Annotated in this window: 25 protein-coding genes and 2 pseudogenes; 11 read left to right on the forward strand and 16 right to left on the reverse strand. The window is 65.2% G+C overall.

Features of this window, described 5'->3' with window-relative positions:
* The first annotated feature begins 2 nt into the window (after nt 1–2).
* From QU595_RS29105 to QU595_RS29125, 5 genes are read left to right on the forward strand one after another with little or no spacing between them, the layout of a single operon-like run.
* Entirely contained in the window at nt 3–1124 is a 1122-nt protein-coding gene (locus QU595_RS29105) for a mandelate racemase/muconate lactonizing enzyme family protein (RefSeq protein ID WP_315928639.1), read from the forward strand.
* Nucleotide 1125: 1 nt separating this feature from the next.
* Nucleotides 1126–1455, forward strand: a complete 330-nt coding sequence (locus tag QU595_RS29110) for an L-rhamnose mutarotase (protein WP_315928641.1) — start codon at nt 1126–1128, stop codon at nt 1453–1455.
* Complete coding sequence (locus tag QU595_RS29115; protein ID WP_315928643.1) at nt 1448–2521, forward strand: Gfo/Idh/MocA family oxidoreductase; 1074 nt, start codon at nt 1448–1450, stop codon at nt 2519–2521. The genes QU595_RS29110 and QU595_RS29115 overlap by 8 nt, the downstream gene beginning before the upstream one ends.
* An 8-nt stretch (nt 2522–2529) precedes the next feature.
* On the forward strand, nt 2530–2982 hold the full coding sequence (locus tag QU595_RS29120; RefSeq protein WP_315928645.1) for a MaoC/PaaZ C-terminal domain-containing protein: 453 nt from the start codon (nt 2530–2532) through the stop codon (nt 2980–2982).
* An 18-nt stretch (nt 2983–3000) separates the two neighbouring features.
* Nucleotides 3001–3735 carry an SDR family oxidoreductase gene (locus tag QU595_RS29125; RefSeq protein WP_315928647.1) on the forward strand — a complete coding sequence of 245 codons (735 nt, stop codon included), beginning with the start codon at nt 3001–3003 and terminating at the stop codon, nt 3733–3735.
* A 126-nt stretch (nt 3736–3861) separates the two neighbouring features.
* On the opposite strand, the gene QU595_RS29130 is transcribed toward QU595_RS29125, so the two are convergent.
* From QU595_RS29130 to QU595_RS29150, 5 genes and pseudogenes are all read right to left on the reverse strand, one after another.
* Complete coding sequence (locus QU595_RS29130; RefSeq protein WP_410000598.1) at nt 3862–4344, reverse strand: 3-hydroxyacyl-CoA dehydrogenase family protein; 483 nt, start codon at nt 4342–4344, stop codon at nt 3862–3864.
* Nucleotides 4318–4808 (reverse strand): annotated as a pseudogene (locus QU595_RS29135) (3-hydroxyacyl-CoA dehydrogenase NAD-binding domain-containing protein); the annotation flags it as partial. The pseudogene QU595_RS29135 and the gene QU595_RS29130, both read right to left, overlap by 27 nt.
* Nucleotides 4809–5609, reverse strand: coding sequence for an SDR family oxidoreductase (locus QU595_RS29140; protein ID WP_315928653.1), 801 nt, complete (start codon nt 5607–5609; stop codon nt 4809–4811).
* Between the two features lie 86 nt (nt 5610–5695).
* Entirely contained in the window at nt 5696–6835 is a 1140-nt protein-coding gene (locus QU595_RS29145) for a ring-hydroxylating oxygenase subunit alpha (protein ID WP_315928655.1), read from the reverse strand.
* Between the two features lie 125 nt (nt 6836–6960).
* A complete protein-coding gene (locus QU595_RS29150) occupies nt 6961–8043 on the reverse strand; it encodes a GlxA family transcriptional regulator (RefSeq protein WP_315928657.1) in 1083 nt (360 codons plus the stop codon).
* 238 nt (nt 8044–8281) lie between these two features.
* Between QU595_RS29150 and QU595_RS29155 the strand changes: the two genes are divergently transcribed.
* Both QU595_RS29155 and QU595_RS29160 read left to right on the forward strand, forming a co-directional pair.
* Nucleotides 8282–8734, forward strand: coding sequence for a pyridoxamine 5'-phosphate oxidase family protein (locus QU595_RS29155; protein WP_315928659.1), 453 nt, complete (start codon nt 8282–8284; stop codon nt 8732–8734).
* 144 nt (nt 8735–8878) lie between these two features.
* Entirely contained in the window at nt 8879–9208 is a 330-nt protein-coding gene (locus tag QU595_RS29160; RefSeq protein ID WP_315928661.1) for a hypothetical protein, read from the forward strand.
* Nucleotides 9209–9286: 78 nt separating this feature from the next.
* Here QU595_RS29160 and QU595_RS29165 read toward each other — a convergent pair whose 3' ends face one another.
* The 8 genes from QU595_RS29165 to QU595_RS29200 form a co-directional block, all read right to left on the reverse strand.
* Nucleotides 9287–10084 (reverse strand): ABC transporter permease subunit, encoded by a 798-nt coding sequence (locus QU595_RS29165; protein ID WP_315928663.1) that lies wholly within the window; start codon nt 10082–10084, stop codon nt 9287–9289.
* Nucleotides 10068–10943, reverse strand: coding sequence for a 2-aminoethylphosphonate ABC transporter permease subunit (locus QU595_RS29170; RefSeq protein WP_315928665.1), 876 nt, complete (start codon nt 10941–10943; stop codon nt 10068–10070). Before QU595_RS29170 ends, QU595_RS29165 begins: the two co-directional genes overlap by 17 nt.
* Nucleotides 10936–12144, reverse strand: coding sequence for an ABC transporter ATP-binding protein (locus QU595_RS29175; protein ID WP_315928667.1), 1209 nt, complete (start codon nt 12142–12144; stop codon nt 10936–10938). The genes QU595_RS29170 and QU595_RS29175 overlap by 8 nt, the downstream gene beginning before the upstream one ends.
* The gene (locus tag QU595_RS29180; RefSeq protein ID WP_315928669.1) at nt 12144–13172 is read right to left on the reverse strand and encodes a 2-aminoethylphosphonate ABC transporter substrate-binding protein; all 1029 of its coding nucleotides are present in this window, start codon (nt 13170–13172) and stop codon (nt 12144–12146) included. The genes QU595_RS29175 and QU595_RS29180 overlap by 1 nt, the downstream gene beginning before the upstream one ends.
* 335 nt (nt 13173–13507) lie before the next feature.
* Nucleotides 13508–14869, reverse strand: coding sequence for an aspartate aminotransferase family protein (locus tag QU595_RS29185; RefSeq protein WP_315928671.1), 1362 nt, complete (start codon nt 14867–14869; stop codon nt 13508–13510).
* Between the two features lie 114 nt (nt 14870–14983).
* Nucleotides 14984–16438 (reverse strand): phosphonoacetaldehyde dehydrogenase, encoded by a 1455-nt coding sequence (gene phnY, locus QU595_RS29190; protein ID WP_315928673.1) that lies wholly within the window; start codon nt 16436–16438, stop codon nt 14984–14986.
* Between the two features lie 10 nt (nt 16439–16448).
* Nucleotides 16449–17726 carry a phosphonoacetate hydrolase gene (phnA, locus tag QU595_RS29195; RefSeq protein ID WP_410000596.1) on the reverse strand — a complete coding sequence of 426 codons (1278 nt, stop codon included), beginning with the start codon at nt 17724–17726 and terminating at the stop codon, nt 16449–16451.
* A 29-nt stretch (nt 17727–17755) separates the two neighbouring features.
* Nucleotides 17756–18955: a 2-aminoethylphosphonate--pyruvate transaminase gene (locus QU595_RS29200; RefSeq protein ID WP_315928675.1), complete on the reverse strand. Its 1200-nt coding sequence runs from the start codon at nt 18953–18955 to the stop codon at nt 17756–17758.
* A 119-nt stretch (nt 18956–19074) separates the two neighbouring features.
* On the opposite strand from QU595_RS29200, the gene QU595_RS29205 reads away from it, so the two are divergent.
* Entirely contained in the window at nt 19075–19944 is an 870-nt protein-coding gene (locus tag QU595_RS29205) for a LysR substrate-binding domain-containing protein (RefSeq protein WP_315928677.1), read from the forward strand.
* Between the two features lie 176 nt (nt 19945–20120).
* A pseudogene (locus tag QU595_RS29210) lies at nt 20121–20833 on the forward strand (DNA helicase).
* 6 nt (nt 20834–20839) lie between these two features.
* On the opposite strand, the gene QU595_RS29215 reads toward QU595_RS29210, so the two are convergent.
* The 3 genes from QU595_RS29215 to QU595_RS29225 all read right to left on the reverse strand — a co-directional run bounded on the left by QU595_RS29215 (nt 20840) and on the right by QU595_RS29225 (nt 24771).
* On the reverse strand, nt 20840–21982 hold the full coding sequence (locus QU595_RS29215; protein WP_315928679.1) for a GNAT family N-acetyltransferase: 1143 nt from the start codon (nt 21980–21982) through the stop codon (nt 20840–20842).
* 76 nt (nt 21983–22058) lie between these two features.
* Nucleotides 22059–23423: a lipopolysaccharide biosynthesis protein gene (locus QU595_RS29220; protein WP_315928744.1), complete on the reverse strand. Its 1365-nt coding sequence runs from the start codon at nt 23421–23423 to the stop codon at nt 22059–22061.
* Nucleotides 23424–23517: 94 nt separating this feature from the next.
* Complete coding sequence (locus QU595_RS29225; RefSeq protein ID WP_315928746.1) at nt 23518–24771, reverse strand: cysteine desulfurase-like protein; 1254 nt, start codon at nt 24769–24771, stop codon at nt 23518–23520.
* A gap of 137 nt (nt 24772–24908) precedes the next feature.
* On the opposite strand from QU595_RS29225, the gene QU595_RS29230 reads away from it, so the two are divergent.
* Both QU595_RS29230 and QU595_RS29235 read left to right on the forward strand, forming a co-directional pair.
* The gene (locus QU595_RS29230) at nt 24909–25619 is read left to right on the forward strand and encodes a FadR/GntR family transcriptional regulator (RefSeq protein ID WP_315928681.1); all 711 of its coding nucleotides are present in this window, start codon (nt 24909–24911) and stop codon (nt 25617–25619) included.
* Nucleotides 25616–26632: a zinc-binding alcohol dehydrogenase family protein gene (locus QU595_RS29235; protein ID WP_315928683.1), complete on the forward strand. Its 1017-nt coding sequence runs from the start codon at nt 25616–25618 to the stop codon at nt 26630–26632. Before QU595_RS29230 ends, QU595_RS29235 begins: the two co-directional genes overlap by 4 nt.

Consider the following 26632-nt stretch of genomic DNA (forward strand, 5'->3'; position numbering starts at 1 on the left):
TCATGGCGAAGATCGAAAAGGTTGAGCTGTGCATGGTGGATCTGGTGCCGAAGGTGAAGCGCACCGACGCGATCCAGAGCTTTGTCAGCCAGGAGACGCCGATCGTCACCATCACCGATTCCGATGGCGCCGTGGGCATGGGCTACAGCTACACGATCGGCACCGGCGGCTCCTCGGTCATGCGGCTGCTGGCCGATCACCTGGCGCCGCGTATCATCGGCCGCGACGCCGACTGCATCGAGGCGATCTGGCACGAGCTGGAATTCGCCACTCACGCCACCACCATCGGCGCCATCACCTCGATCGCGCTGGCGGCGATCGACACCGCGCTGTGGGACCTGCGCGCCAGGAAGCAGAAGCTGCCTCTTTGGAAGCTCGCCGGCGGCGCCAAGGACCGCTGTCCGCTCTACACCACCGAAGGCGGCTGGCTGCATATCGAAACCGAGGCGCTGGTGGAAGACGCGCTCGCCGCTAAGGCCAAGGGCTTTCGCGGCTCCAAGGTGAAGATCGGCAAGCCGCACGGCGCCGAGGACCTCGCTCGGCTTTCAGCGGTTCGCAAGGCCGTCGGCGACGACTACGAGATCATGACCGACGCCAATCAGGGCTTTGCGGTGGACGAGGCGATCCGGCGCGCGGCGCGGCTCGCCGAGCTCGATCTCGCCTGGATCGAGGAGCCGCTGCCGGCCGACGACATCGACGGCCATGTGCGCCTCAACGCGTCGGCCACGACGCCGATCGCCATCGGCGAGTCGCTCTATTCGATCCGGCATTTCCGCGAATACATGCAGAAAGGCGGCTGCTCCATCGTCCAGGTCGATGTCGGCCGCATCGGCGGCATCACGCCCTGGCTGAAGGTGGCGCATATGGCGGAAGCCTTCGACATGCCTGTCTGCCCGCATTTCCTGATGGAGCTTCACGTCAGCCTGGCCTGCGCGGTGCCGAACGGCAAATATGTCGAATACATTCCGCAACTCGACGAACTGACCGGCGCCAAGATGCGCATAGAGGACGGCCACGCGCTCGCGCCGAGCGAACCGGGCATCGGCATCGACTGGGATTTCGACGCGCTCAAGGCGCGCAGCATCGACGAGTTCAGCCTCACCATCGCCGAACGGAGTGACTGAGATGCAGCGCATGGGTATGGTGCTCGGCCTGAAGCCGGAAAAGGTCGAGGAATATGTACGCCTCCACGCCGCCGTCTGGCCCGACGTGCTGAAGATGATTTCGGCCTGCAACATCCAGAACTATTCGATCTATCTCAAGCGGCCGGAGAACCTTTTGTTCTCCTATTTCGAATATCACGGCGCCGATTTCGCGGCCGACATGGCCAGGATGGCGGCCGACCCGAAAACCCAGGAATGGTGGGCGCTGTGCATGCCCTGCCAGGAGCCGCTCGCGACGCGCAGGGAGGGCGAGTGGTGGGCCTCGATGGAGGAGGTGTTCCATCATGACTAGCGGTTTCGACCCCGCGTCCCTGGTGCAGTCCTGGCCGATGCCGTCGAAGCCCAGGCCCATCGTCACCTTCGGCGCCGGCTCGATCGTCGGCGATGCCCACTTCCCCGCCTATCGCAAGGCCGGTTTTCCGATAGCAGGCCTCTACGATCCCGATCAAGCCAAGGCGCGGAAGCTGGCGGCGGAATGGAACGTGCGTGCCTTTTCTTCGCTTGAGGAAGCGACTGCCGTCGAGGGTGCGATCTTCGACCTCGCCACCCCGCCCTCGCGCCACGCCGAGGTGCTGGAGGCGCTGCCCGAGCGCGCGGTCGCGCTGATCCAGAAACCGATGGGCAACGATCTCGCCGAAGCGACCGAAATCCTGCGGATCTGCCGGCAGAAGAACCTTGCCGCGGCAGTGAACTTCCAGCTCCGCTTCGCGCCGATGATGCTGGCGCTGAAGGACGCTGTCGCCAAAGGATGGCTCGGGGAGATTGTCGATTTCGACGCCTGGCTGGCGCTCGACACGCCGTGGCAGCTTTGGGAATTCCTGCTGAAGGCGCCGCGCGTCGAGATCGCCATGCACTCGATCCACTATCTCGACCTGATCCGGCAGCTTCTCGGTAATCCTCGCGGCGTGCACGCCAAGACGCTCGGCCATCCCAATCATCAGGTTGCGCAGACACGCACCAGCGCCATACTCGACTACGGCGACACGATCCGCTGCGCGCTTTCGATCAACCACGACCACAAGTTCGGCCGGCGGCATCAGGCATGCGAGTTCCGTGTCTCTGGCACCGAGGGTGCTGCCTGGCTGCAGCTCGGCCTCAATCTCGACTATCCGCGCGGCGAGCCGGACATGCTGGAGATCTTTCCGAAAGGCGGCTCCGACTGGGTCAGCGTGCCGCTGTCCGGCGCCTGGTTTCCGGATGCTTTCGTCGGGCGGATGGCCAATGTCCAGCGCTTCGCATCCGGCGAGGACGCCGAGCTTGTCAGCTCGGTCGAGGACGCCTGGAACACCATGGCGCTGGTCGAAGCCGCCTACCGGTCGAGCGCGGCGCCGGCGACGCCGCTGGCAGAGAAACCGTAAGGCACGACATGGAACAGACCACCTATTTCGAGGACTACGAGATCGGCTCGTCGCGCACGACCAGCGGGCGCACCATCACGGAAACGGATTTCGTCGTCCACGCCGGCCACACCGGCGATTTCTTTCCCCACCACATGGACGCGGAGTTCATGAAGACGACCCCGTTCGGCCAGCGCATCGCCCATGGTACGCTGGTGTTTTCCGTGGGTGTCGGCCTGACCGCGAGCATCATAAATCCCGTCGCCTTTTCCTACGGCTACGACCGGCTGCGCTTCATCAAGCCAGTGTTCATCGGCGACACGATCCGCACGCGCACGACCATCGCGGCGAAGGAAGACGATCCGAAGCGGCCTGGCTCCGGCCGCGTCGTCGAACGCCTGGAGGTTCTCAACCAGCGCGACGAGGTCGTTCTGGCGGCGGATCACATCTACGTCGTCGAACGGCGACAGCAGCACGGTTGAGGCAGACAGGAGGCCCGAATGGTTCAGAATCTCGACGGCAAGGTGGTGGTGATCACGGCGGCAGCGCAGGGGATCGGGCGTGCGAGCGCGCTGGCCTTCGCCGCGGCCGGCGCGACGGTGCATGCCACCGACATCGATGAGAACGCGCTTGCCGGCTTGGCGGACGTGCCCGGCATCGTCACCCGCAGGCTCGATGTCCTGGACGATGGCGCGGTCAAGGCCGCCTTCGCCGCCATCGGCGATGTGGACGTGCTGTTCAACTGCGCCGGCTTCGTCCATTCCGGCACCATCCTGGAAATGAAGGACGCCGATCTCGACTTCGCCATCGATCTCAACGTGCGCGCCATGATCCGCACCATCCGCGCCGTGCTGCCGGGCATGCTGCAGCGCGGCGGCGGCGCGATCATCAACATGGCCTCGCTGGCGAGTTCCCAAAAGGGCGTGCCGAACCGCTTCGCCTACGGCCTGACCAAGGCGGCGGTGATCGGGCTGACCAAGGCGGTCGCCGCCGACTATGTCACCAGGGGCATCCGCTGCAACGCCATCTGCCCCGGCACGGTGGAAAGCCCGTCGCTCGAAAGCCGCATGCGCGCGCAGGGCGACTACGAGGCGGCGCGCGCCGCCTTCATCGCGCGCCAGCCCATGGGCCGCCTCGGCACCGCCGAGGAGATCGCCGACCTCGCCGTCTATCTCGCCGGCGCCACCTATACCACCGGCCAGGCCTACAATATCGACGGCGGCTGGTCGGTCTGACCTGGCCATCGCTTGGCCGCCGCATGAACGCGACGGCTTTGCTGAACCACGCTATCGACGACGCCGGTGATGCGCTGGATTCGTCTTCAGCGCGCCCGACAACAGGTGGCTGGCCGGGCGGTCCCGTCAGCTGCCGCGAAGCGGAGCGATTGCCTTCTGGATGCCGGCGATCAGCGCGTCGCGGCGGGCGCAAAGATCCGCCGGCGACCGGCCATTCGCCTCCAGCGTCACGCCGGCGACAAGCGTGTCGGCAACGGCGGGGTCAAGGTGGAGGACGCCGAGATCATCCCACCAACGATTGAAGCTGTCCGTGTAGCGTTCGCAGAAGGCAGCAAGGCCGCCGTCGCCGGCGCCAAGATGGAAGAGCATGGTCGGGCCCATGGCCGCCCAGCGCAGACTGGGTCCGGCCCACATCGCCTTGTCGACGTCCTCCACGCTGGCGACACCGGATTTCACGAGGTGGATGGCCTCGCGCCAGACTGCGGCCTGAAGCCGGTTCGCCACATGGCCGGGCACCTCGCGATTGACGCGGATGGTGACCTTCCCCACCGCGGCGTAGAACCGTTCGGCCGCCTCGACGACACCGGCCGCCGTCCGTTCGTTTCCCATCACCTCGACCAGAGGGATGAGATGCGGCGGGTTGAAGGGATGACCGAGCACGACCCGGCCGGGACCTTCCAGCCCGCCTGCATTTCGCTGAGCGTGAGACCGGAGGCGGACGTCGCGACGACGGCATCGGGGCCGAGCGCGGGTTCGATCGTCGTGAAGAGCGCGTGCTTGATCTCGATGCGCTCGGGAACGTTCTCCTGGACGAAGGATGCGCCCTCGACGGCTTCCACGGCCGACTTGCAGAAGCGCACGCGCTCCGGATTGCCATCCTTTACGAGGCCGAGTTCTTCCAGCGTCGGCCAGACGCGACCGATATAGTCCCGGACATTCCTCTCGGTCGCCGCCGAAATGTCGTGCACGGCCACCTCGCGTCCGGAAGCAAGGAAAAGCGCCGTCCAGCTCGCGCCGATAACGCCGGCGCCCAATACCGCGGTTTGCTTGAATTCGGTCACGGATTTCGACATTCACAATCTCATTTGTTGAACCTGGGCCGAAAGGCCGCCATCCAGCACCCAAAGTTGCCCGGTGGCGTATCTGGCCTCGTCGCTCGCCAGCCAGTTCACGAGGTTTGCGATATCGTCGGGCGTGGCGTAGCTGCGGATCGGATGAACGTTCCGGACGGCTTCCTTCAGCGAATCGATCGTCCCGCCCTTGCCGCCCGAGCCGGCGCCGGAGAAGAAGCTCCGGAGCATCGGCGTATCGACATAGCCGGGACAGATCGCGTTGACGCGAATGCCTTCCGGCCCATGGTCGACCGCCATGGCGCGCGTCAGCGCGTGTACCGCACCCTTGGTGGCGCAATAGGCGGCAAGACCCGGATCGGCTATGAAACCGTCATAGCTCCCGAAATTGACGATCGAAGCGGTTGTCCCGCCCGCCGCCGCCTCGCGAAGCAGCCGCAGCGCATGTTTGGAGGCGAGGAACGTGCCCGTGACGTTCACGGCGAAACTCCGGTTCCATTCCTCCAGGGTCGTGTGTTCGATCGTCTTCTCGATTTCGATGCCGGCCGCGTTCACCAGAATGTCGAGCTTGCCGGACCCGCTCCCCACCTCCGCCATTGCGGAGACGGCACTTTCCTCGGAGGTCACGTCCAGCCGCACAAACCGCGTGCCGTCGGCAGGCGCTGCACCCACGCTTCCGGTGTCCGACAGGTCGGCGGCATAGACCGTCGCCCCTTCCCTGATGAAGCGCGTGCATATCGCCCGGCCAATGCCGCCGCGCCCGCCCGTGACGAGCGCAACTTTGCCCTCCAGGCATCCATTCATGCCAGGCTCTCCTCTTCGAGGTTTCTGCGGGTCCTGGTCTTCATGCTTTCGTGCTGCGGGTGCGGTGTCACATTCGCCGGCATGGCCTAGCCGACTGCCTTCGCATAGGCGTCCAGGACCAGGCCGTGGAAATGATGCACGGCATGTTCGGACTGGCCCGAGCCGTCGGGATCGTTGACGATGCGGCCCTGCGTGAAGGCGGGCGTGCCCATGCCCTTCTGGACGCTCTCGACAATGGCGATGTCTTCCGCCTGGAGGACCTCGTCGAGATATTTGATGGTCTGAAGTTCCATCTCGTTCGGCTCGGGCGTCTCGAGGAAAAAATCATAGGTTTCGAGCGTGCGGTCGGGAGCGACGGGAATGATGTTGAGCACGATCATCGACGAGCGGCCGGGATATCGCATCAGGCAGGTGGTCGGCCACAGCCACCAGACCGCATGCGTAGTGACTGTCGCGTTCGAAACGTCGTAGGCGCTGTTCGAGCTTTTGCCGGCATCCGCCATGTGGCTGGAATAGATGCCATGGGTGGTCACCTTGTAGGTGTCCATGTCGACGAGGGTGCAGAAATCCTTGTGCGCCGTCGGGCAGTGGTAGCATTCGAGGAAATTGTCGACGACGTTCTTCCAATTGGACTTGATGTCGTAGGTCAGGCGGTGGCCGAACGTCAGTTTGTCGATGTCCGGCGCCCAATGGCGGATCTCGGTTTCGAGATCGCCCGTCTGGGAGCGCAGCGAAGGGGCGTCGGGATCGAGGTTCACATAGATGAAGCCGCAGAATTCTTCGACCTGCACCTGGTCAAGGCAGATTTCCTTCGTCGAGAAGTCCTCGAGCGCTTCCGTGTGCGGCGCGCGGACGAGTTGTCCGTCCAGGCGATAGACCCAGGCATGATATGGGCACATGATGCGGTTGGACGTGCCCTCTCCCCTGAGCAGGGCGTGCGCGCGATGCTTGCACACGTTGTAGAACGCCCTGAGCACGCCTTCGCCGTCGCGGACGACCGCAATCGGCCGCCCCGCGATTTCGACGGTTACGTAAGATCCCGGCTTGCGAACCTTCTCGACATGGCAAACCCATTGCCAACTCCTGGCGGTGATCTGCGTCAGATCGACCGCGTGCCAGCGCGGATCCGTGTAGGCCGTCGCATTGAGCGACAGCGAACGCGACGCGTTGGGCGAATAGCCCTCTTGAATGGCGGCGAACTCGTCTTTCGAGGGAAGCGAGGTCATGGCGGCGTCTCCCGGGTCAGAGGCAACTGCCGTTGCCATTCATGATCCAGCTTCCCGCCAACAATCCTCCCGTTCTATGCGCAGTTCGCCACTGGTTTGACTTTTTTTGCCGTCGTTCCGCCGCTTCAGGCGTCGCCGCCGGCTTTGCGGTGCATTGGCCAAGCGCGGTATTCGAAAGGAATCCTGCCTTCCACGCGGTCGGTCCGGGGCGGCAATCCGAACCGTTCGCGATAAGCCCGGCTGAAGTGCACCTGGCCGGCAAATCCCGATGCGATCGCGATTTCCGACATCGTCATGTCGGTCTGGGTGACAAGACCGCGCGCTCGATCCAGCCGGATATCGCGGTAATAGACGGCCGGCGGCTTGCCGACATGGCGGATGAAGAGTCGGTTTAGCTGGCGATGGGAAATGTTGACACGCTCAGCGATTTCCGGAATCGGCAGCGCGTTCTCCAGATGCTGCTCCATGACCATGATGGCTTGGCGGACCGTGCCGGGCACATACGCTCCCAACGGCTCGGCACCGGCCGGATTCTGCGATGTTCCCGCCGGGCGAAGCGATGGGTGGAAGATGTAGCGCGCGGCGGCGTTCGCGAGCGCGTCGCCGGAACTCGCCCGAATGATGTGCAGCGCTATGTCCGACGCTGCGATGCCTCCCGAGCAGGTGAAGCGCTTCGCGTCCAGGACGAAGATATCCTCGCAAACCTCGACGTCACCATGCAATTCCTTGAATGCGTCGATATGTTCGTAGTGTACCGTGGCCCGGCGCCCTCTCAGCAGTCCGGCATCGGCGACGATGAACGCTCCGGTGTCCAGGGCGCCGATGACGCTGCCGGCGCGCGCCCACTTCCTGAGAGCCGCGAGCAATTGCGGTGTTCTTGCCGTCTCAGGGCTCCAACTGGCGGACATCACGACGATGTCGAACGCATCGCCCTGGACCGCCGCCAGCTTCCTGGTCTCCATGACAAAGCCGTTGCTTGCCTGGCAGGCGCCACCGGACGCCGATGCGATGACCCATCTGAAGCGGGTATCGCCTTCGAGATAGTTCGCTGCGCGGAACGGGTCGATAAAGGAGGCAGTCGCTGCAAGATTGAAGTTTGGCGTGACGAGGATCAATATCTGAATCACGCTTTCACCTTGGCCGGGCAACGGTCCAAAAATGTAAAACTGATGGCGCGACAAGCTAAGACGGCTGGATATCCGGCGCAACGGCGATCGTCCTCGCCATGCGACGTCACGCGCCGAAGGCCGATGCAAGCAGCATGCAGGAACACCGGCTGGACCGGGCGGAGCAGCGCCAGACCCGCGAGGCCAAGCCGGCATGCAGGTTTGACGCGGGTCAATGTCGCCCCGGGCCGAACGGCCTCTACATCATGTCCTTTACCCATTGGAACAACGGCGAGATCCGGCCGGCCGGAAGGAGCCCATCGGCAAGGGAGTTCGCACCATGTGGATCCGCACGCTGACAACGCTGGAATGCACGAAACTCCTGTCCGCCGAGCGCCTGGGGCGGCTCGCCTGCGCGGCGGAGGGCAAGCCCTACGTCGTACCCATTTACTATGCCTTTCAGGACTATCATCTCTATGCCTTCTCGATGCCCGGCAGGAAGATCGACCTGATGCGGGCCAACCCGCAGGTCTGCGTGCAGGTGGACGCCAGGGGCGAAGGCCGGGGTTGGCAAAGCGTCATCCTCGAAGGCAGCTACGAGGAACTTCCCGATCGCATCGGTTTCAAGCGCGAGCGCGACCACGCCTGGAGCCTGCTGTCCAAGCATTCCGACTGGTGGGAACCGGGCGCGTTGAAACCGGTGGGCGGGCCGCAGCAGGTGCTCAGCCATTCGCCGCACATCTTCTTTCGCGTCGTCGTGTCGGAGCTTTCCGGCCGCGAGGCGAGGGAATGAATTCAGCGCAGCGAGTTGACGCCCGCCCTGTGTCAGGCTTCGTCTCAAAGCTCGTGGCTATGACGCGGGCGTGATCGCCGCCGCCGTAATTTTTCCTTGAATGCGGCAGACCTTGTCAGCGGCTCTTATCGGTGGGCGGATGCCATGCCATATTTCCTCTGCGGCTACGTTGCCGACGGCGTGCATCGCACCGCCAGGATCGAGGCCGTCAGCGCCGAAGCGGCAGCTGCGAAGATGCGCGATCTTCCCTGGAACGACAGCAGCGGTCCCGTCGGCGCGCCGACGCCCGAAGCGGCGCAATGGTCGGCGCCGGCTCCGGTATGGGTTGCGCTGTTCGTGGCGGCCGCCGCGTCGGCGCCGTTCTACCGGCATCTCGACCACGAATTCCGCAAGGCTGAAATGGCGCTGAGTTTTTCCGGCAAGCATGATCCGGCCGCGCGCCACGTGCAGTCCGCCCCCTTCCGCGCGGCCTGATCCCGTCTCCTTCGAACGGCCGAAACGCCCCGTTGCCGGGGCGCTTCGGATTCTCGGGAGATTGCCGGCCGGACCTCGTCAGCGCAGCGCGGCCTTGTTGGAGATGCGCGAAAGGCCGATCAGCACCAGCAGCGTGGCGATGCCGAGGATCACGGTCAGCGTGGCCGCGTCGAAGATGGCGCCGCGATCGGACAGGGAGAAGATCCTCACCGGCAGCGTGACCCAGCCGGGCGGATAGATCATCACGGTCGCGCCCAGTTCGCCCATCGACAGCGCGAAGCTCAGGCTGAAGGCGGCGATCAGATAGGGCGTGAGCAGCGGCAGCGTCACCCGCCGCAGCCGGTAGAGAGGCCGCGCGCCGAGGCTCTCGGCCACCTGCTCGCAATCGGCCGGCAGGCGCGCCAGCCCGGCGGTGACGTTGCCGTAGGTGAAGGCCGAGATTAGCACGAAATGCGCGATCAGCACGATGAACCGCGTGCCGTTGAGCAGCAGCGGCGGATGGCTGAAGGCGACCAGCAGACTGAGGCCGATGGACACCGAAGGCACCGCGCTGGGAATGAAGAAGCAGACGTCGAGCACGCGCTTCGGCGCGGGTTTCATGCGCCTGAGCGCCAGCGCCGCCCAGGTGCCGCACACAAGCGCGGCCAGGCTGGCGATGGCGCCGGTCAGCAGGCTGGCCTTCAGTGCATCGAAGGAATCGGCGCGGAAGGCGTCGCCGTAATGCGCAAAGGTCAGGTTGGAAGGCAGAATGTCGTTCCATTGCCCGCTGAGCGAGGCCAGCGCGATGACGCCGATCGGCAGGCCGTAGACGACGAGGAACAGCGGCACGACCACCGCCCAGGTGGCGAGGCGCCCGGCTCTAGACCATACCAGCACGGTTGCCTCCGAAATGCGCGATGACGATCCGGTAGAAGGTGTAGAGCCCGAGCGAGAGCGCCACATTGACCACGGCGATGACGCAGGCGGTGGTGTAGTCGAACTCCTGGATCGCCTTGCCGTAGATCAGCAGCGGCAGGGTGATGACGTCCTTGGCGCCGATGAACAGCACGATGCCGAACTCGTTGACGGTGAGCAGCAGGCAGAGGCTCCCCCCGGCCGCCAGCGCCGGCAACGCCGCCGGCAGGATGACCTGCCGCACGATGCGCAACGGACGCGCGCCGAGGCTCGATGCCACTTCGATCTGCGCCTGGTCGATGGTGGAGAAGGTGGCCAGAAGCGGCCGCATGACGAAGGGCGTGTAGACGGTGATCTCGGCCAGGATCACGCCCCATTGCGAATAGAGGAAATCGACCGGCGGCAGTTCGAAGCTGAAAAGATGGATCAACGTCTCGTTGAGCAGGCCGGCCGAACCGTAGATGAAGGTGAAGGCCAGCGTCACCAGAAAGGTCGGCAGGGCGATCACCGTGTCGATCAGCCGGCCCGCCAGCTTCACGCCGGGAAACGGCACGAAGGCGATGACCAGCGACAGCAGGAACCCGAGCACGAGGCAGCCGGCAGTGGCGCTGACCGCGATGACGATGGTGTGATATAGCCCGTCAAGGAACTGGCTCGAGGCCAGCACTTCCTCGAAATGGGCGAGCGTCGGGGGGCCTTCGTCGCCGAGCGCTGCGCGGAAGATCAGGCCGAGCGGATAGAAGAACAGCGCGGCCAGGATGAGCAGCGGCGGCGCGATCCACAGGCTGTCGAGCCTGGGCCCCGGCGCCCGGACAGGCGCCGCCAGCGCGACGTCAGCCATGACCGTTCCTCCCCGGACCCGCCTTGGCAACATCGTCCTCGGGCACGAGCGTCACCTCGGTTGCCTCGAAGCTGACATGCACGGGCTGGCCGAGGTCCGGCGGGTTGGCCATGGGCGTCGAGGTCATGCGAACCGCCTCGCCGCCGATGTCGAGGGTGATGTTGTGGACGTCGCCCTGCCATTGCACGGAGCGCACGAAGCCGGTCAGCGTATTGGGGCCGGAGGCCTCCCGGGTGAAGCGGAAATCATGCGGCCGTACGCACAGCAGGCAGTCGCTGCCCTTGGCAAGCTGGTGATGATTGCGGGCGGCAAGGAGCGTCTCGCCGAAGCGCACGCGCGCATGGCCGTCCTCCGCCGGTTGCAGGCCGGTGACAGGCAGCAGGTTGGCGCGGCCGAGGAATTCGGCGGCGAAACGGTTGGGAGGATGCCTGAACAGCGATTGCGCGCCGCCGAAGGCCTTGAGCTTGCCGTCGCGCATGATGCCGATATGGTTGGCCAGCGTCAGCGCCTCGGTCTGGTCGTGGGTGACGTAGAGCACGGTCAGATTGGGCAGGTCGCGGTGCAGCTTGGCCAGTTCGTCCAGCATGGAGCGCCGGATCTGCGCGTCGAGCGCCGAGAGCGGCTCGTCGAGCAGCAGGACCTGCGGCCGCGTCGCCAGCGCGCGGGCGATGGCGACGCGCTGCTGCTGGCCGCCGGAAAGTTCGCGCGGGTAGCGCTTGCTGTAAGCCGACATGCCGACCATGGCCAGGCATTCGGGCACGCGGGCGACGACCAGATTTTCCGCCGCGCCTAGGGCACGCAGGCCGAAGGCCACGTTTTCCTCCACCCGCATATGCGGGAACAGCGCATAGTTCTGCACCACCATGCCGATCTTGCGGTCGTAGGGCGCCAGATGGGTGACGTCGCGGTCGCCGATCAGGATGCGGCCCGCCGAGGGCCGCACGAAGCCGGCGACGGCGCGCAGCGCCGTCGTCTTGCCCGAGCCCGAGGGGCCGATCAGCGCGACGATCTCACCCGGGTTGACGGTCAGCGTCAGCGATTCCAGCACGGTCAGCGCGCCATAGGCGACCGAGACGTTCTCGAAGCGGATGCGGCTGCCGCCGTTCGGGGCGACGGCGGCGGCGCCGGTAGCCGCCGCCGGCGAAGCGGCGGCGGGGTTTGCGGCGGCGGACGCCCGTTCCATGACCATCGACTGGGACATCAGTTGCTCGAGATCGCCTTGTTGTAGGCCGCTACGTCCTCTTTCAGCGTTCCGAGCACCTTGTTCCAGTCCGGTGACCATATCTCGACACCCTCCAGCATGGCGTTCAGTTTCTTGAAGTTCTCGTCGTCAGGCTTGACGTCGGTGCGCACCGGGAAGCCCTGAGCGACCGAGCTGACTTCCTTTTGCGCTGGTTCGGAAAGCAGGAAGTCGATGAGCTTCTTGCCGTTGTCGCTGTCCGGCGCGCCCTTCACCAAGGCGATGTAATAGGGCAGCGCGAAAGCCGTCTTCTTGCCGTCCGGGCCGGTGGGGAAGAAGATCTTGATGTTCGGGTTGTCGGCCGACTGCGCCATGTTCATCTGCATGTCGCCGTTCGCCACGTAAAGCTCGCCCTTGTTGACCAGCGCCGTCAGCTTGCCCGTGGAGGCGGAAGGGCCGAGATTGTTGACCTGGAGCTTCTTCAGATAGTCCAGGCCCTTCTCCTTGTCGCCGAAGGCATGGAAGGCCTGGAGCATCAGCGCCGTGCCGTCGCCGGCCTGGCCGGGGGTAGAATACTGGATCTTCTGCTTGAACTTGGGATCGAGCAGATCGTCATAGGTGGCCGGCGCCTTCTTCAGCACCGAAGCATTGTAGATGAAGTTCGGATAGTTGTTGACCATCGCCTGATAGAGGCCGCCGGCGTCCTTGTCGCGCGCGTCGATCTTGTCGTCTCCGGCCGGCTTATAGGCTTCCAGCAACCCGTCGGCGGCAGCCTTCTGCATGAAAGGGGGCAGCGTCACCAGCACGTCTGCCTGGGTGTTGGACTTCTCCTTCGAGAGCCGGTCCACCACGCCGCTCGACCCGGCTTCGACATATTGCACCTTGATGCCCGTGGCCTTGGTGAACGCAGCGAACTGGTTGCCGAACCAACTCGGCTCGCCGTCATGCAGACCGTCGGCGCTGTAGATGGTGACCACCCCTTCGGCAAAGGCCGGCATGGCTGTGCCCGCCAGCATGAACGCCGCGACCAGTGTGAATTTCGTTTTCATGGATTCTCCCTTTGATTGACACGCACGAGTGTCCTGATGGGCCGGTCTTTTCCGGATCGCTTCTGGTGGCGGGCCTCCATCTTGAGGGGAGTGTGTTGGCGCTGCATCGATAAGTAAAATCTATTTATTTTATAGATGGGAAATTTGTACTTATGATCTGGCCAAGCCAAAACCATACCCGGAGACACTCCACACATCCGCCATATGAGGAGGTCCTGCCACCGTCGCTGCGGACCGGAGCGCATCGAAGTTCGAGGTCAGGTGGATGACAACGGGCGCGGCAAAGCCCTCGCCGTTTTCCGGTGCATTCAGACGAGCAGGGTCATCGCTTGAGGCTACCCGGCCAGCACCGCGGCTTCCACGATGTCCAGCGCGCGGTCGAGATCGGCGCGCTCTATCACCATGGGCGGCGACAGCGTCAGCACGTTGCCCTGGCTGATCTTGAAGCTCAGGCCCTCTTCCAGGCAGCGATAGTAGACGCGCTCGGCCAGCGCGCGGGCGGGCGTCATGCCGGCCTTGTCCTCGACCAGTTCGACGCCGAACATCAGCCCCCTGCCCCGCACGTCGCCGACGAAGGGCGAGCGTGCCATCAGGTCGCGCATTCTGGCGAGGGCATGGCCTCCCAGCTCGGCGGCGCGCTCGGCCAGCCCCTCCCCGCGCACAATGGCGATTGTGGTGAGCGCGGCACGCGTGGTCACCGGGTTCTTTTCGTGCGTGTAATGGCCGATGGCGTAGTCGCCGGCGACGTCGAGGTCACGCCGCGCCACCACCGCCGCGATCGGCAATATGCCGCCGCCCAGCGACTTGCCCATGACCAGAATGTCGGGCACCACGCCGTCATGCTCTGAGGCGAAGAACTTGCCGGTCTTGCCGAGACCGGTCGGGATCTCGTCGAAGATCAAGAGCGTGCCGTGCCGGTCGCAGGCCTCGCGCACCGCCTTCCAGAAACCGGGCGCCGGCACCAGCGGCGTCGCCCGCATCGGCTCGGCAACGAAGGCGGCGAAATCGCCCTCGCGGCCGAGCACGTAGGAGATCATGGCCGCGCAGGCGCGCGCCGACTCTTCCAGCGAATTGGTGCCGTATGGGCAATTGTGCGGCGCCCAGGGCGCGACATGCTCGGTGCCCGGCAGCAGCGGCCCGGCGATGCCGGAGCGGAAGGTGGCCTCGCCGCCGACGCTGGACGCGCCGAAGCCGGCGCCGTGGAAGGCGTCCCAGAAGGACAGCGTCTTGAAGCGGCCGGTGGCGGCGCGCGCCACCTTCAGCGCCACCTCGATGGCGTCCGAGCCGCCGGTGGTGAAAAGCACCTTGCCGAGGTCGCCGGGGGCGAGAGCGCCAAGCGTTTCGGCCAGTTCCACCGCAGGCTCGCAGGCAAAGCGGCGTGGCGCGAAGGGCAGTTCGTCCATCTGGCGGCGGATCGCCTCCTTCAGGCGCGGATGGCCGTAGCCGATATGGTGGACGCTGTTGCCATGGAAATCCATGTAGCGGCGGCCGGCGACATCCTCGATCCAGATGCCCTCGGCCCTGGCTATTGTTGAAACGCAGGGGCTGGAAAGGCTCTGGTGCAGGAAGGCGGCGGCGTCGCGCTCCAGCAGGCTGCGGGTGGCCGCGTCCTCAAGCTTCGCCGCCCACTCCACCCTCGCCGCGGAGGTGTTGGATTCACCCTCGGTATGGACGATAGCGGCGCGATTCTTCGGCATGAAAACCCCTGGCGATCACAAAGCCGAACGGCGCGGGACCGGATGTCCTCGCGCCGATGATAGCGAAGGAAGCCGGCGCGGGAGAGTTTACCGCGCCGGCAGATCCGTGGGGGTTCACCACGGCAGGGAGAAGGTCTTGACGTTGGTGTAGGACTTCATGGCCTCGATGACGCCCTCCTTGTAGCCGTTGCCGCTATCCTTGATGCCGCCGAAGGGGCTCATCTCGATGCGGTAGCCCGGCACTTCCCAGATGTTGACGGTGCCTACCTTCAGGCCGGCGATGTATTTCTGCATGCGGCGGAAGTCGTTGGTGCAGACCCCCGACGACAGGCCGAAGGCGGTGGAGTTCGACAGCGCAATCAGTTCCTCGTCATTGTCGGGCGCGCGGATGATCGGCACGATCGGGCCGAACGTCTCCTCCATCACCAGTTCCGACTGGTGCGGCACGCGGTCGACGACGATGGGCGGCAGCAGCGCGCCCTTGCGGCCGGGATTGTAGAGTATTTCCGCCCCCTGCTCGGCGGCCATGTGGACGCGCTTCTCGAACAGGGTCGCCGCCTGTTCGTGCACCACGGTGCCGAGATCGGTCGAGCGATCCATCGGGTCGCCGAATTTGATCTTCTTCGCCCGTTCCAGCACCAGCGGCACGAAGCGGTCGGCCACCTTCTCCTGCACCAGTATGCGCTTGACCGCCGTGCAGCGCTGGCCGGAATTCTTGGTGGCTCCGGCCACGGCGAGGTCGGCGGCCTTGGCGAGGTCGTCGTCGGAGAGGTCGTTGAGGACGATGAGCGGATCGTTGCCGCCGAGCTCCAGCACCTGGCGCCTGTAGCCGGCGGTGCGGGCGATCAGCTTGCCCACCGGCACGCCGCCGGTGAAGGTGATCAGCTCGATATTGTCGTTGGTGATCATCTCGTTGCCGATGTCTGCGGGCATGCCCGTCACCACCGACAGCATCTCGGGCGGCAGGCCGGCCTCGTAGAGGATGTCGGCCAGGATCAGCGCCGTCATCGGCGTCAGTTCGGTCGGCTTCACCACCGTGCAATTGTTGGTGGCGATGGCCGGCGCCACCTTGTGCGCCACCATGTTGAGCGGATGGTTGAAGGGGGTGATGGCCGAGATCGCCTTCAGCGGCTCGCGGATGGTGAAGATCTTGCGCGCCTTGCCGTGCGGGGTGAGGTCGCAGGAGAAGATCTGGCCGTCGTCCTGGATGCACATCTGCGCGGCCAGCGTGAACACGTCATAGGCGCGGCCGACTTCGTAGAGCGAATCCTGCTTGGAGATGCCGAGTTCCAGCGTGATGACGTCGGAGATCTCCTCCTTGCGCTTGGCCAGCGCTTCGGCCGTGCGGAACAGGATCTGCTGGCGCTCGTAGCGGGTGAGCTTGGAGGTGTAGCCCGCCGCGATCTCGAAGGCCTTGCGGACATGCTCGGCGCGGCCGGCCGGCACGGTGCCGATGACGGCGTCCGTATAGGGATAGCGGACATCGACCACGCCGTCGGCATCGACCTTCTTGCCGGCGATGCGCATCGGCTCGTGGCGGACCTTGATCGATGTTTCAACCTTGTTCATGTCTCGCTCCTTATCCCGCCAGCGCCGCCGCCATGGCGGCATAGTGGAACGCATCGAAGTTCCGAAGTACCGGCGCGCTCGGCAGGTCCGGCAGCTTGCGGTTGACGATGAACGGCACCGCCTGTTCCGTCAGCCCACCATGCGAGCGCAGCGGCTCCTTCAACGCGGCCAGGTCGTGACGATGCTCGCTGGTGCCGATGGTCTTGTTTTCCGACGACAAAAGCACGATGTCGCCGATGCGGTCGGACGGCAGTTCGAAGCGTTCGCAGGCTTCCGCATTGTCCACCACCACCGTGATGCCGTCGATGGCCGCAAGCCGCTTCATGATATCGGCCTTGTCCGCGTTCTGCGGCAGATAGGCGGTGGCGAAAGAGCCCAGCGCGCCGTGATGCACGACGTAGGGGTCGGTGATCGGCAGGATGACGCGGGCGGCATCCTTGCCCAGCCACTCGTCCAGCAGGTCCTGCACATAGACCACGTCGGGCTTGCCGTCGGCCGTGTGCTTGGGCTTCATGCCGTGGTCGGCGGTGACCACGATGGCGGCGCCCAGCGCGTCCAGCTCGCCGAGATATTTGTCGAACATCTCGTAGAAGGCGTTGGCCTGCGCGTCTCCCGGCGCATATTTGTGCTGCACATAGTCGGTCGTGGTCAGGTACATCACGTCCGGCTTGAATTCCTTGAGCAGCTTGACGCCTGCGGCGAAGACGAATTCCGAAAGCTCGGCCGAATAGACCTCCGGCACCGGCCGGCCGAGCCAGGCGGAGGCGTTGTCGATGCCGTTCTCGGCCTTGGTCGCCTTGTCCGATTTCTCGGAGGAGAAGCACACGGCACGGCCGTCGGCAAATTGCAGGCCATGGCCGAGCAGAGCGCGCAACTTATCCTTGGCCGTGACCACTGCGACGCGCGCGCCGGCATCGTAGAAACCCTTGAAGATGGTCGGCGCGCGCAGGAAGCGCGGGTCGTTCATCATCACTTCCTTGCCGGTCTCGCGCTCGTAGAGATAGTTGCCGCAGATGCCGTGCACGGCGGGCGGCCGGCCGGTCGCGATGGACATGTTGTTGGGATTGGTGAAGGACGGGATCACCGAATGGGCGGTGCGCACGGTACCCTTCTCCATGATCTTGACCAACGAGGGCATCAGACCCCGCTTGATCGCCTCGTCCAGATAGGCCGGTTCGCATCCATCCAGGCAGATCGCGATGGCGCACACACGGGGCCAAGCATAGTGCCGGCCGTTGACGCTGACATCAACCTTTCCGGTGCTGTTCATGGGGCTCATCTGGTTCATCGGGGGAAAATCCTTTGCGATCTGGCGTCTCAGGCGGCGAGCTTTGCGCGCTCGGCGATTGCGATGGCGGGCGGCGCGGCGTCCGCGACGCCCATTTCCTTGAGCGACTGGCCGGCGGCTTCCACCACACGGCGCATGACGTGCTCGTCCATGCGGCCGATGCAGCCGACCCGGAAGCTGTCTACCACCGTCAGCTTGCCGGGATAGATGATGAAGCCCTTGTCCTTCATCAGTTCATAGAAGCGGTCGAAGGCGAAATTTCCGTCGGCCGGACAGAAGAAGGTGACGATGATGGGCGACAGCCAGCGGTCCTTGAGCAATGTCTCGAAGCCGAGCTCACGCATGCCGGCCACCATCACGTCACGGTTTTTCACATAGCGCGCGCCGCGTCCGGCAATACCGCCCTCCTCCTCATGCAGTTTCAACGCCTCGAGGAAGGCCGCTACCACATGGGTCGGCGGGGTGAAGCGCCACTGGCCGGTCTTGTTCATGTAGGCCCATTGCGCATGCACGTCGAGGCTGAGCGAATGGCTGCGGCCCTTGGCGGCCTCCAGTTCGCTCTTGCGCGCGATGACGAAGCCGAAGCCCGGCACGCCCTCGATGCATTTGTTGGCCGAGGACACCATGGCCTCGTAGCGGATCTCGTTCACATCCAGCGGAATCGCGCCGAAAGCGCTCATGGAATCCACCAGCAGCTTGCGTCCCTTGGCGTAGACGGCCTGCGAAATCTCGGCGACCGGGTTGAGGATACCCGAACTGGTCTCGCAATGTATGACGACGACATGGGTGATCGCCGGGTCGGCGTCGAGCGCGGCCGCCACCTCGTCGCCACGCGGCGGCAGGTAGTCGCCCTTGTCGATAAGGGTATGCGCCCGGCCGAGATATTGCAGCGTCTGCGCGGCGCGCAGGCCATAGGCGCCGTTGGCCAGAACCAGCGCCTTGCCGTCCTTCGGCACGAAGGAGCCGAGCATCGCCTCCACCGCGAATGTGCCGCTGCCCTGGATCGGCACGCAGTCGAATTCGCCCTTCGTATCGCCGGTCAGCACGATCAGCCTGTTGCGCAACTCCGCCGTCATGGCGCGGAAATCGCCGTCCCAGGACCCCCAGTCGCGCAGCATCGCCTGCTTGACGGAATAGGCCGTCGTCAGCGGGCCGGGGGTGAGCAGATAGGGCTCGCCCAGCGCCGGCGGCTCGAAAGCGGCGACCGAGGTGTTGGCTGTAACCGGCATTGGAGCGATCTCCCGGATGCTTGATGACCGCCCCATATAGGCGCTGACGAATGTATTTGAAAAATCGTTATTTTGTATCTATCGATAAGTGCAATTTATCTTTGGTTCGGAGATGCCAGATGCGCTATGTCCAGCTCCGCGCGTTCCACTATGTCGCCATCTCGGGCGGTTTCTCGCGCGCGGCGGAAGAACTCTACCTGACCCAGCCGGCGATCTCCGACCAAGTGCGCAAGCTGGAGGAAGAGTATGACATCCTGTTGTTCAACCGGCAGCGCAAGCAGGTCACCCTGACGCCGGCCGGCGAAAAGCTGCTGGCCATCACGCGGCGCATGTTCGACACCGAGAGCCAGGCGCTGGAGCTGCTTTCGGAATCGCGCGCGCTGCGGGCCGGCACGCTGCGCATCATGGCCGACGCCGCGCACCACCTGCTGCACATACTGGGCGAGTTCCGCGAGCGCTATCCCGGCGTCAAGGTGACGATCCACGCCGGCAACACCGAGACCGTGATCGAGAGCCTGTACAGCTACGACGCCGACATCGGCGTGCTGGGCGAGGTGCCGGCCGGGCGCGATTTCGAGATCGTGCGGCTGAATTCGACGCCCATCGTCGCCTTCGCCGCGCGCAACCATCCAATGGCCGGGTGCGCGACGGTGAGCTTCGACGAACTTGCCGGCCTGCCGCTGGTGATGCGCGAGCGCGGCTCCAAGACGCGTCGCAAGCTGGAGGAAGGCGCGGCCAAGGCAGGCGTGGAGTTGAAATACGCCATAGAGGCGGAGGGCCGCGAGGCGGTGCGCGAGATCGTGGCCTCGGGCGCGGGCGTCGGCTTCGTCTCGGAGGCCGAGTTCGGCGAGGACGCTCGGCTGGCCAAGATCCCGATCGCCGGCCCGCCCATGCTGATGGACGAGGCGCTGATCTGCCTCACCGAACGCAGCCGCGCCAAGACCATGCGCGCCTTCCTCGACATCGCCAAGGCGATGTCGGCGGCGTAAGGCCTGACCCGTTTTCGCTTCGCCGCGACTCACCTATCATCATTCCCCGGCGCGGCCCGCGCCTCCTCCCTCCGCCGGGAAGCATTTCTTCATGCAGGGCACAGCATCACCGAGCCGACTGTCCGGGCATCGCGCATAAGGAGGGATTGCGAAGATTGCCCGCGATAGGAGGTATCATGCAACCGTCCGCACCCGTTCATCACCTGAAGCGCAGGGCAAGGCTTCTTTCGCGCAAGGAAAGTATTCCGCTGCACCTTGCCCTCGACCGCATCGCCGCAGGGGAAGGTTTCTGTAGCTGGAGCCTGCTGGCGGCCAGGGTTTCCGCAGCCACGCCGGCTCAAAAACTGTTCGCCTGAAACCGGGCGACATGGTTCTGGTCGGCGCACGGCCGGGTCAGGGCAAGACGCTGCTCGGCCTCAGCCTTACCGTCGAAGCCATGAAGTCCGGCAGGCGCAGCGTGTTCTTCACGCTCGAATATACGGAACGGGACGTGCTGGAGCGCTTGCGCGCCACCGGCGTCGAGCCGGCATCCTTCGATGGGCTGTTCGAGTTCGACAATGCCGATATGATCAGCGCCGGCCATATCGTCGAGGCATTGAAGGCCGCGCCGCACGGGACGCTGGCGGCGATCGACTATCTGCAACTTCTGGATCAGAAGCGCGAGAACCCGGACCTGATGACGCAGGTGCGCATACTGAGATCGTTCGCGCGTGAAAGAGGACTGATCCTGGTCTTCATCTCGCAGATCGACCGGTCCTACGATCCGGCGACGAAGCCGTGTCCGGACCTCGGTGACGTGCGCTTGCCCAACCCGCTAGACCTGTCGCTCTTCGACACGGCGTGCTTCCTGAACGGTGGCGAATTCCGTTTCCAGGCAACGAGCGGATAGACGCGCCTAGTCCTCGCCGGAAACACTACCGAACTTGGCGCCATGGCGCAGGCGGCGGCGCAGGTGGCGCAGGCCGAACACGGCGTCGGCCGAAAGGCGCGCGACCGAGCCGCTCCAGAAATCGTGCTCGCCTTCCATGGTGACGACGCGCCCGGCCTTGCCCGCCAGTCCGTTCTTGAACTGGCGCAGGCCCGGTTCATGCGCGGCCCCGCCGAGGTCGTACCAGCGCAGGCCCTCGCTCCGCAGCCATTGGAAGATCCACCAGTGCAGCGCGTAGCCGGCCTTCAGCGGCAGGGCTTCGGCGGAGGTCGCGCCGAACATGTAGTAGGCGGTGTCGCCGAACAGGCCGATCGTCGCGCCTGCGACCAGCCGGCCCTCGTGGAAGGCCAGCACCTGCCGCGGCTTCAGTCCTTCGGGCAGGCTGGCGATCAACTCGCCGGTCAGGTGCACCGGCGTGCTGCTGGAGAAGCGCTTTCGCTCCATCATCGAGGCGTAGAGCCGCTGGAACTCGCGGATTTCTTCCGCATCCTGCGTCAGGCGGATGGCGAGCGGGGCCGAAAGGGCGTGGCGCAGGTTATAGCGCCACTTTTGCCCGAGGCTCTTGCGCTGGGCTTCGTCGTCGAGCGCGGTGTCGACCAGATAGCGCTCCGCATCCTCGAATTTGCGCCGTTGCACGAAGCCGAGATCACGCAGCCAGCCGCATTCCACCCTATGATAATCGGGGTGCGGGCGCGGCAGGATGGTCAGGCAATGGCCGCGCGCGATGCAATATTCATTGATCAGCGCGGCGATCACGGCGCGGTAGGTTTCCGGGTCGGCCGCCTCGCCTTGCCGCCAGAAAGGCCCGAAGCGCAGGAAGGCAAGCCCGCGCCCGACCAGCGGCAGCCCCACCAGCGCCACGCGCGCACCCGCCACCGGCTCGCCGTTGCGGCGCAGGAGCAGGTGGCTGTCGCGGCCCTTCCAGTGGTTCCCAGCATAGGCGGCGGTCTGCTCGGGATTGATGTCGGCGAAGGCGGCGGCGATCCCGTCCCACTCCTCGTCGGCAATGCAATCGACCTCCACGCTGTAGGCGCGGCCGATCGGGGCGACGGAAGCCGCCCCGCGTGCCGAAGGCATGTTTTCCGCAAAGACCTTTGCCTGGTCCACCATCCCCGAGGCTCCCCGAAAACCTGCCGGCACGTTAGGGATGGCCGGTTAAGGTGAGGTTCAACCGAAACGCGAGATTTTAGCTGTCGCGTTCGCGCGGGGCGATGAAGGCACTGATGCCGAAGCGCCTGCGCATCGTGGCGTAGATCAGCGCCGATTCCAGAACGATGGACACGGTGGCGGCCACGGCCGCGCCCATGGCGCCCCATTGCGGGATCAGCAGGAAACAGAAGATGAGGTTCAGCACGAAGGCGGCGGCGTAGATCGTCGCGGAGGTGCGCTGCTGGCCCATCATGTTGAGGAACTGCTCTCCCGGCCCAATCGCCGTGCGCAGGGCAAGGCCCGCCACCATCACCCACATCAGCCCGTAGCCGGCCGTGAACTCCTGACCGAACAGCCACAGTAGCGGCTTGCCCACCGCCAGTATGCCGCCGCCCACCAGCACCGTGGGCCAGAACATCCAGCGGATAGAGCCGGCATAGAATCTCTCCAGGCCCGGCCGGTCGCCCGCCGCCTCCAGCGCGGCGAAGCGGTAGGCGGCGGAAGCGGAGACGGCGAAATAGACCATGGACACGATCGCCGTCACCTTGGTCGCAGCATAGAAGACGGCGACGTCGTTGGGCGAACGGAAGGCCTGGAGCAGGAACACGCCGACATAGCTCAGCATGAACTGGAAGACGTTGGCGAACAGGATCGGCAGGGCGGAAACCAGCCAAAGCCGGTGCGAATAGGCGCGCGGCCCTTGCTCCACGCGCGTATCGACGCGTCGGTCGAGCACGAGAATCTGGCCGATTGCCGTCAGCCATGTGGCGGCGACGGCGGCCCACATGGCCGTGGCCGCATCCAGTGGCAGGCCCGCGGCGAACAGCGCCAGCATGATGGCAAGGAGCAGCAGCGGCCGCAGGATGAAGGGCGGCACCAGCGCCAGGTTGATCCAGCCGAAGGAGCGCGCCACCCCGTCCTGCGCGCCGGTCAGGCCATAGGGCGGCAGCGCCAGGCAGGCCAGATAGAGCGGAAACACCAGATAGGCGTCCATTCGCCCCGAAAGCAGCCAGATCGACAGCGCCGCCGCAACGGCCAGGAGCGTGACGAAGAACCCCGGCACCCAGCGGCTGGCGTGAATGAAACCGCGCACGCGGTCGAGGTCGTTCTCCTGCGTGTAGCGCGGGATGAAGCGCTGCGCCGTCACGGCGAAACCGAGGTCGGACACGGTGCCGATCAGCAGCACCCAGGTCCAGACATAGACATAGACGCCGTATTCGAACGCGCCCATCCAGCGCGCCATGATGATTTGCGACAGATAGGCGATCGCTGCGTTGGCGATGCGGATGAAGAACGCCGCGCCAGCCGCACGCTGGACGCCGCCATTGGGGCTGCCTTCGCGCCCCAGCCATCTCAGCAGCTTCCAGCGTTGCCTTTCGGGCAACGGGCCGGTCTGGTCCATCACCGCCTCTGTTCCTCGAACCCTGTCGGGCGACGCCTAGCGCAAAACCTCTAATATTCGGTGCGCGGCAAAGGAAATCCGCAGCCGCAATCCTTCAGGCGCTCAGCCGCACGATCGTCTCGACGGCAAGGTCCACCTCGTCCTCGGTCGTGTAATGCGACAAGCCGAGACGCGCCACGCCGCCCTTTTCGCGCAGGCCGAGCCGGCCGATCGCCTCCCAGGCGTAGAAGTCCCCGGCCCAGCCGAAAATGTTCTCCTCTGCCATCATCGCCATGATCTCCTGCGGCGAGCGATAGGCCAGCCGGAAGGAGAAGGTGGGCACGCGCGCATCCAGCCGGTTGCGGCTGCCGATACCGTAGAGCGTGAGGCCCGGCACCCCGGCGATGCCGGCGAGGAAGCGGTCCATCAATCCTGCCTCATAAGCTGTCGTGGCCTGCAATCCGGCAACGACGCGCTGGCGCAGCGGCGCTTCCTTCGCCGCGCCGCCGAAGCGTTCTCCGAGCCAGGCGATGTGCTCGATCGCCGCCTGCGTGCCGGCTTGCGCCTCGAAGGAGGGCGTGCCGGGCGCGAACCGCCACGGCATTTGCCATGAGGATGGCCGCACCTTCAGCGGGGTCAGGCGATCGCGCAGCGCGGCGCTGACATAGAGCACGCCGGCATGAGGGCCGAAGAACTTGTAGGCCGAGCAGGCCAGCAGGTCGCAGCCGATGGCCTTCACGTCGACGGGCAGGTGCGGCGCGGACTGCACGGCGTCCACCACGGTCACGGCGCCGACCGCCCTGCCCGCCGCAACGATGCGGGCGACGTCGTTGACCGTGCCGAAGATGTTGCTGGCGTGGTTGCACGCCACCAGACGCGTGCGCTCGCTGATCAGCCCGTCCAGTTCGTCATAGCGATATTCGAAGGTTTCCGGATCGAAGTCGAGCCAGCGCACGGTGACGCCGCGTTCCTCGGCCACCGCCAGCCAAGGCCCGACATTGCCGTCGTGGTCCATGCGGGTCAGCACGATCTCGTCGCCTTGGCGCCAGTCGCGCGCGATCATGCGCGAGAAGTGGAACATCAGCGAGGTCGAGTTCAGGCCGAATACGATCACGTTCGCCCCGCCCGCGCCGAGGAAAGCGGCCACGGCTTCGTGCGCCTCGGCCACGATGCGGTCGGTATCGCGCGAGGTGCGGAAAGCGCCGCCGTCATTGGCGCAGCTGCGCACCATCACGTCGCCCATGCGTGCGACCACGCGCGCCGGCACCTGCGAGCCGCCCGGCGCGTCGAGATAGACGCGCGGCTTGCCTTCATCCTGCAGCGCCAACGCCGGAAAGGCGGCGCGTACCGCTTCGATGTCCCACTGCATACCGGTCACGACCTCCTCCATCGCTGGTCCCCGGCCACCTTTTACACAGGAATCGCGAAATGAATCGACAGGCCTGTCGAAGATGTGTTAATCGCCCCTCTGTCTTTGGTCCTATTGTTGGACCAAACGGAGGAGATATGACCCGCACCAGCGCAGTTCAGGGCGTCGTCGACACTTTGCGCGTCGAAATCCCGCAGAACTACCGGCCCGGCGATTTGCTGCAGAACGAGCGGCTCATTGCCGAGCGCCTCGGCGTCAGCCGCAACACCGTGCGCGAGGCGCTGATCCATCTGGAAGCGTTCGGCGTCATCGAGAAGACGCAGCGCGGTCCGCGCGTCTGCGCGCCGAATGTCGGCGCGGTCTTCCACATCATGGATCAGTATTTCGACCGCAGCCTGAAGACCTGCCTCGACCTGCTCGACTTCCGCCGCATGATGGACATCGGCGCGCTGCCTCAGGTGGTTGAGCGCGTCACCGAGGCCGATATCCAGACCTTGGAACGGCATGTCGGCCAGATGCAGCGCTCGCTGACTGCGCGTGAGGACGCGCTGGCCGACTACGCCTTCCACAACGAGATCGTACGCATCTCCGGCAACCACGTGCTGGAAACGCTCTACAAGGTGCTGTCGCACACGCTGGTCTTCTACATGGAGATCGGCAAGAGCAATCCGGTCAACCGCGAGAAGACCTTCGACGACCACCGCGCCATCATCAAGGCGCTGGCCGACCGCTCGCTCGACGCCGCGGTCAAGGCCTTTTCCGAGCACTACAACTATAGCGAGCGCAGCGTGCGCGCAGCCTACGACAAGGCCGGGCAGCAGGAGCGCGCCATGGAAGGCAGCGAATGAAAGCCCTCAGGATCGAACAGGAAAACCTAACCCGCTTTCACGATGTCGAGCCGGCAGCTCTCGGCGAGGGGCAGGTGCGCATCGCCGTACGCCATGTCGGCCTGTGCGGCAGCGACTACAACACCTTCAAGGGACTGAACCCGCTGGTGCAGCTTCCGCGCATCCCCGGCCACGAGATCGGCGGCGAGATCGTCGCCGTCGGCGCCGGCGTGGATGCGTCCTACAAGCCTGGCCGCCGCGCCATCGTCATGCCCTACACAAATTGCGGGAAGTGCGCGTCCTGCCGCAAGGGCCGGCTGAACGCCTGCCGCTACAACAAGACGCTGGGCGTGCAACAGGACGGCGGGCTGGCCGAGGAGATCGTGCTGCCGGCCGAGAAGGTGATCCTCAACGACACGCTGGCGCCGCGCCATCTGGCGCTGGTGGAACCGCTTTCGGTTGGCTTCCACGCGGTGGAGCGCGGCCGCGTCGCCAAAGGCGACACCGTCGCCGTGCTCGGCTGCGGCATGATCGGCATGGGCGTGCTGATCGGCGCGGTCGCGAAAGGGGCACGCGTCATCGCCGTCGATCCCAGCGAGGAGAAGCGCAACCTCGCCCTGAAGTTCGGCGCCGAACATGCGCTGCCGGCGGGCGGCGAGGACCTTCTGGCCAAGGTGGCGGAACTGACCGGCGACGACGGCGTCGATGTCGCCTTCGAGGCGGTCGGCCTGCCTGCCACCTTCACGCAGGCGGTGGACCTTGCTGGCTTCGCCGGACGGGTGGTCTATGTCGGCTATTCCAAGGCGCCCGTCACCTACCAGACCCAGTTCTTCAACCTGAAGGAACTGGACATCATGGGCTCGCGCAACGCCACGCTGCAGGATTTCCGCAACGTGATCGCCCATTTGGAGACCATCGGCGAGGCTGCCGACCTGCTCATCTCCAAAGTCTTTCCATTCGAGGAAGCGGAAGCCGCCCTGCCCTATTGGGACGGCCACCGCGACGCCCTCAAGATCGTCATAGAGCGGAATTGA

The organism is Mesorhizobium sp. SP-1A (assembly GCF_032460275.1).
Classification (GTDB): Bacteria; Pseudomonadota; Alphaproteobacteria; order Rhizobiales; family Rhizobiaceae; genus Mesorhizobium.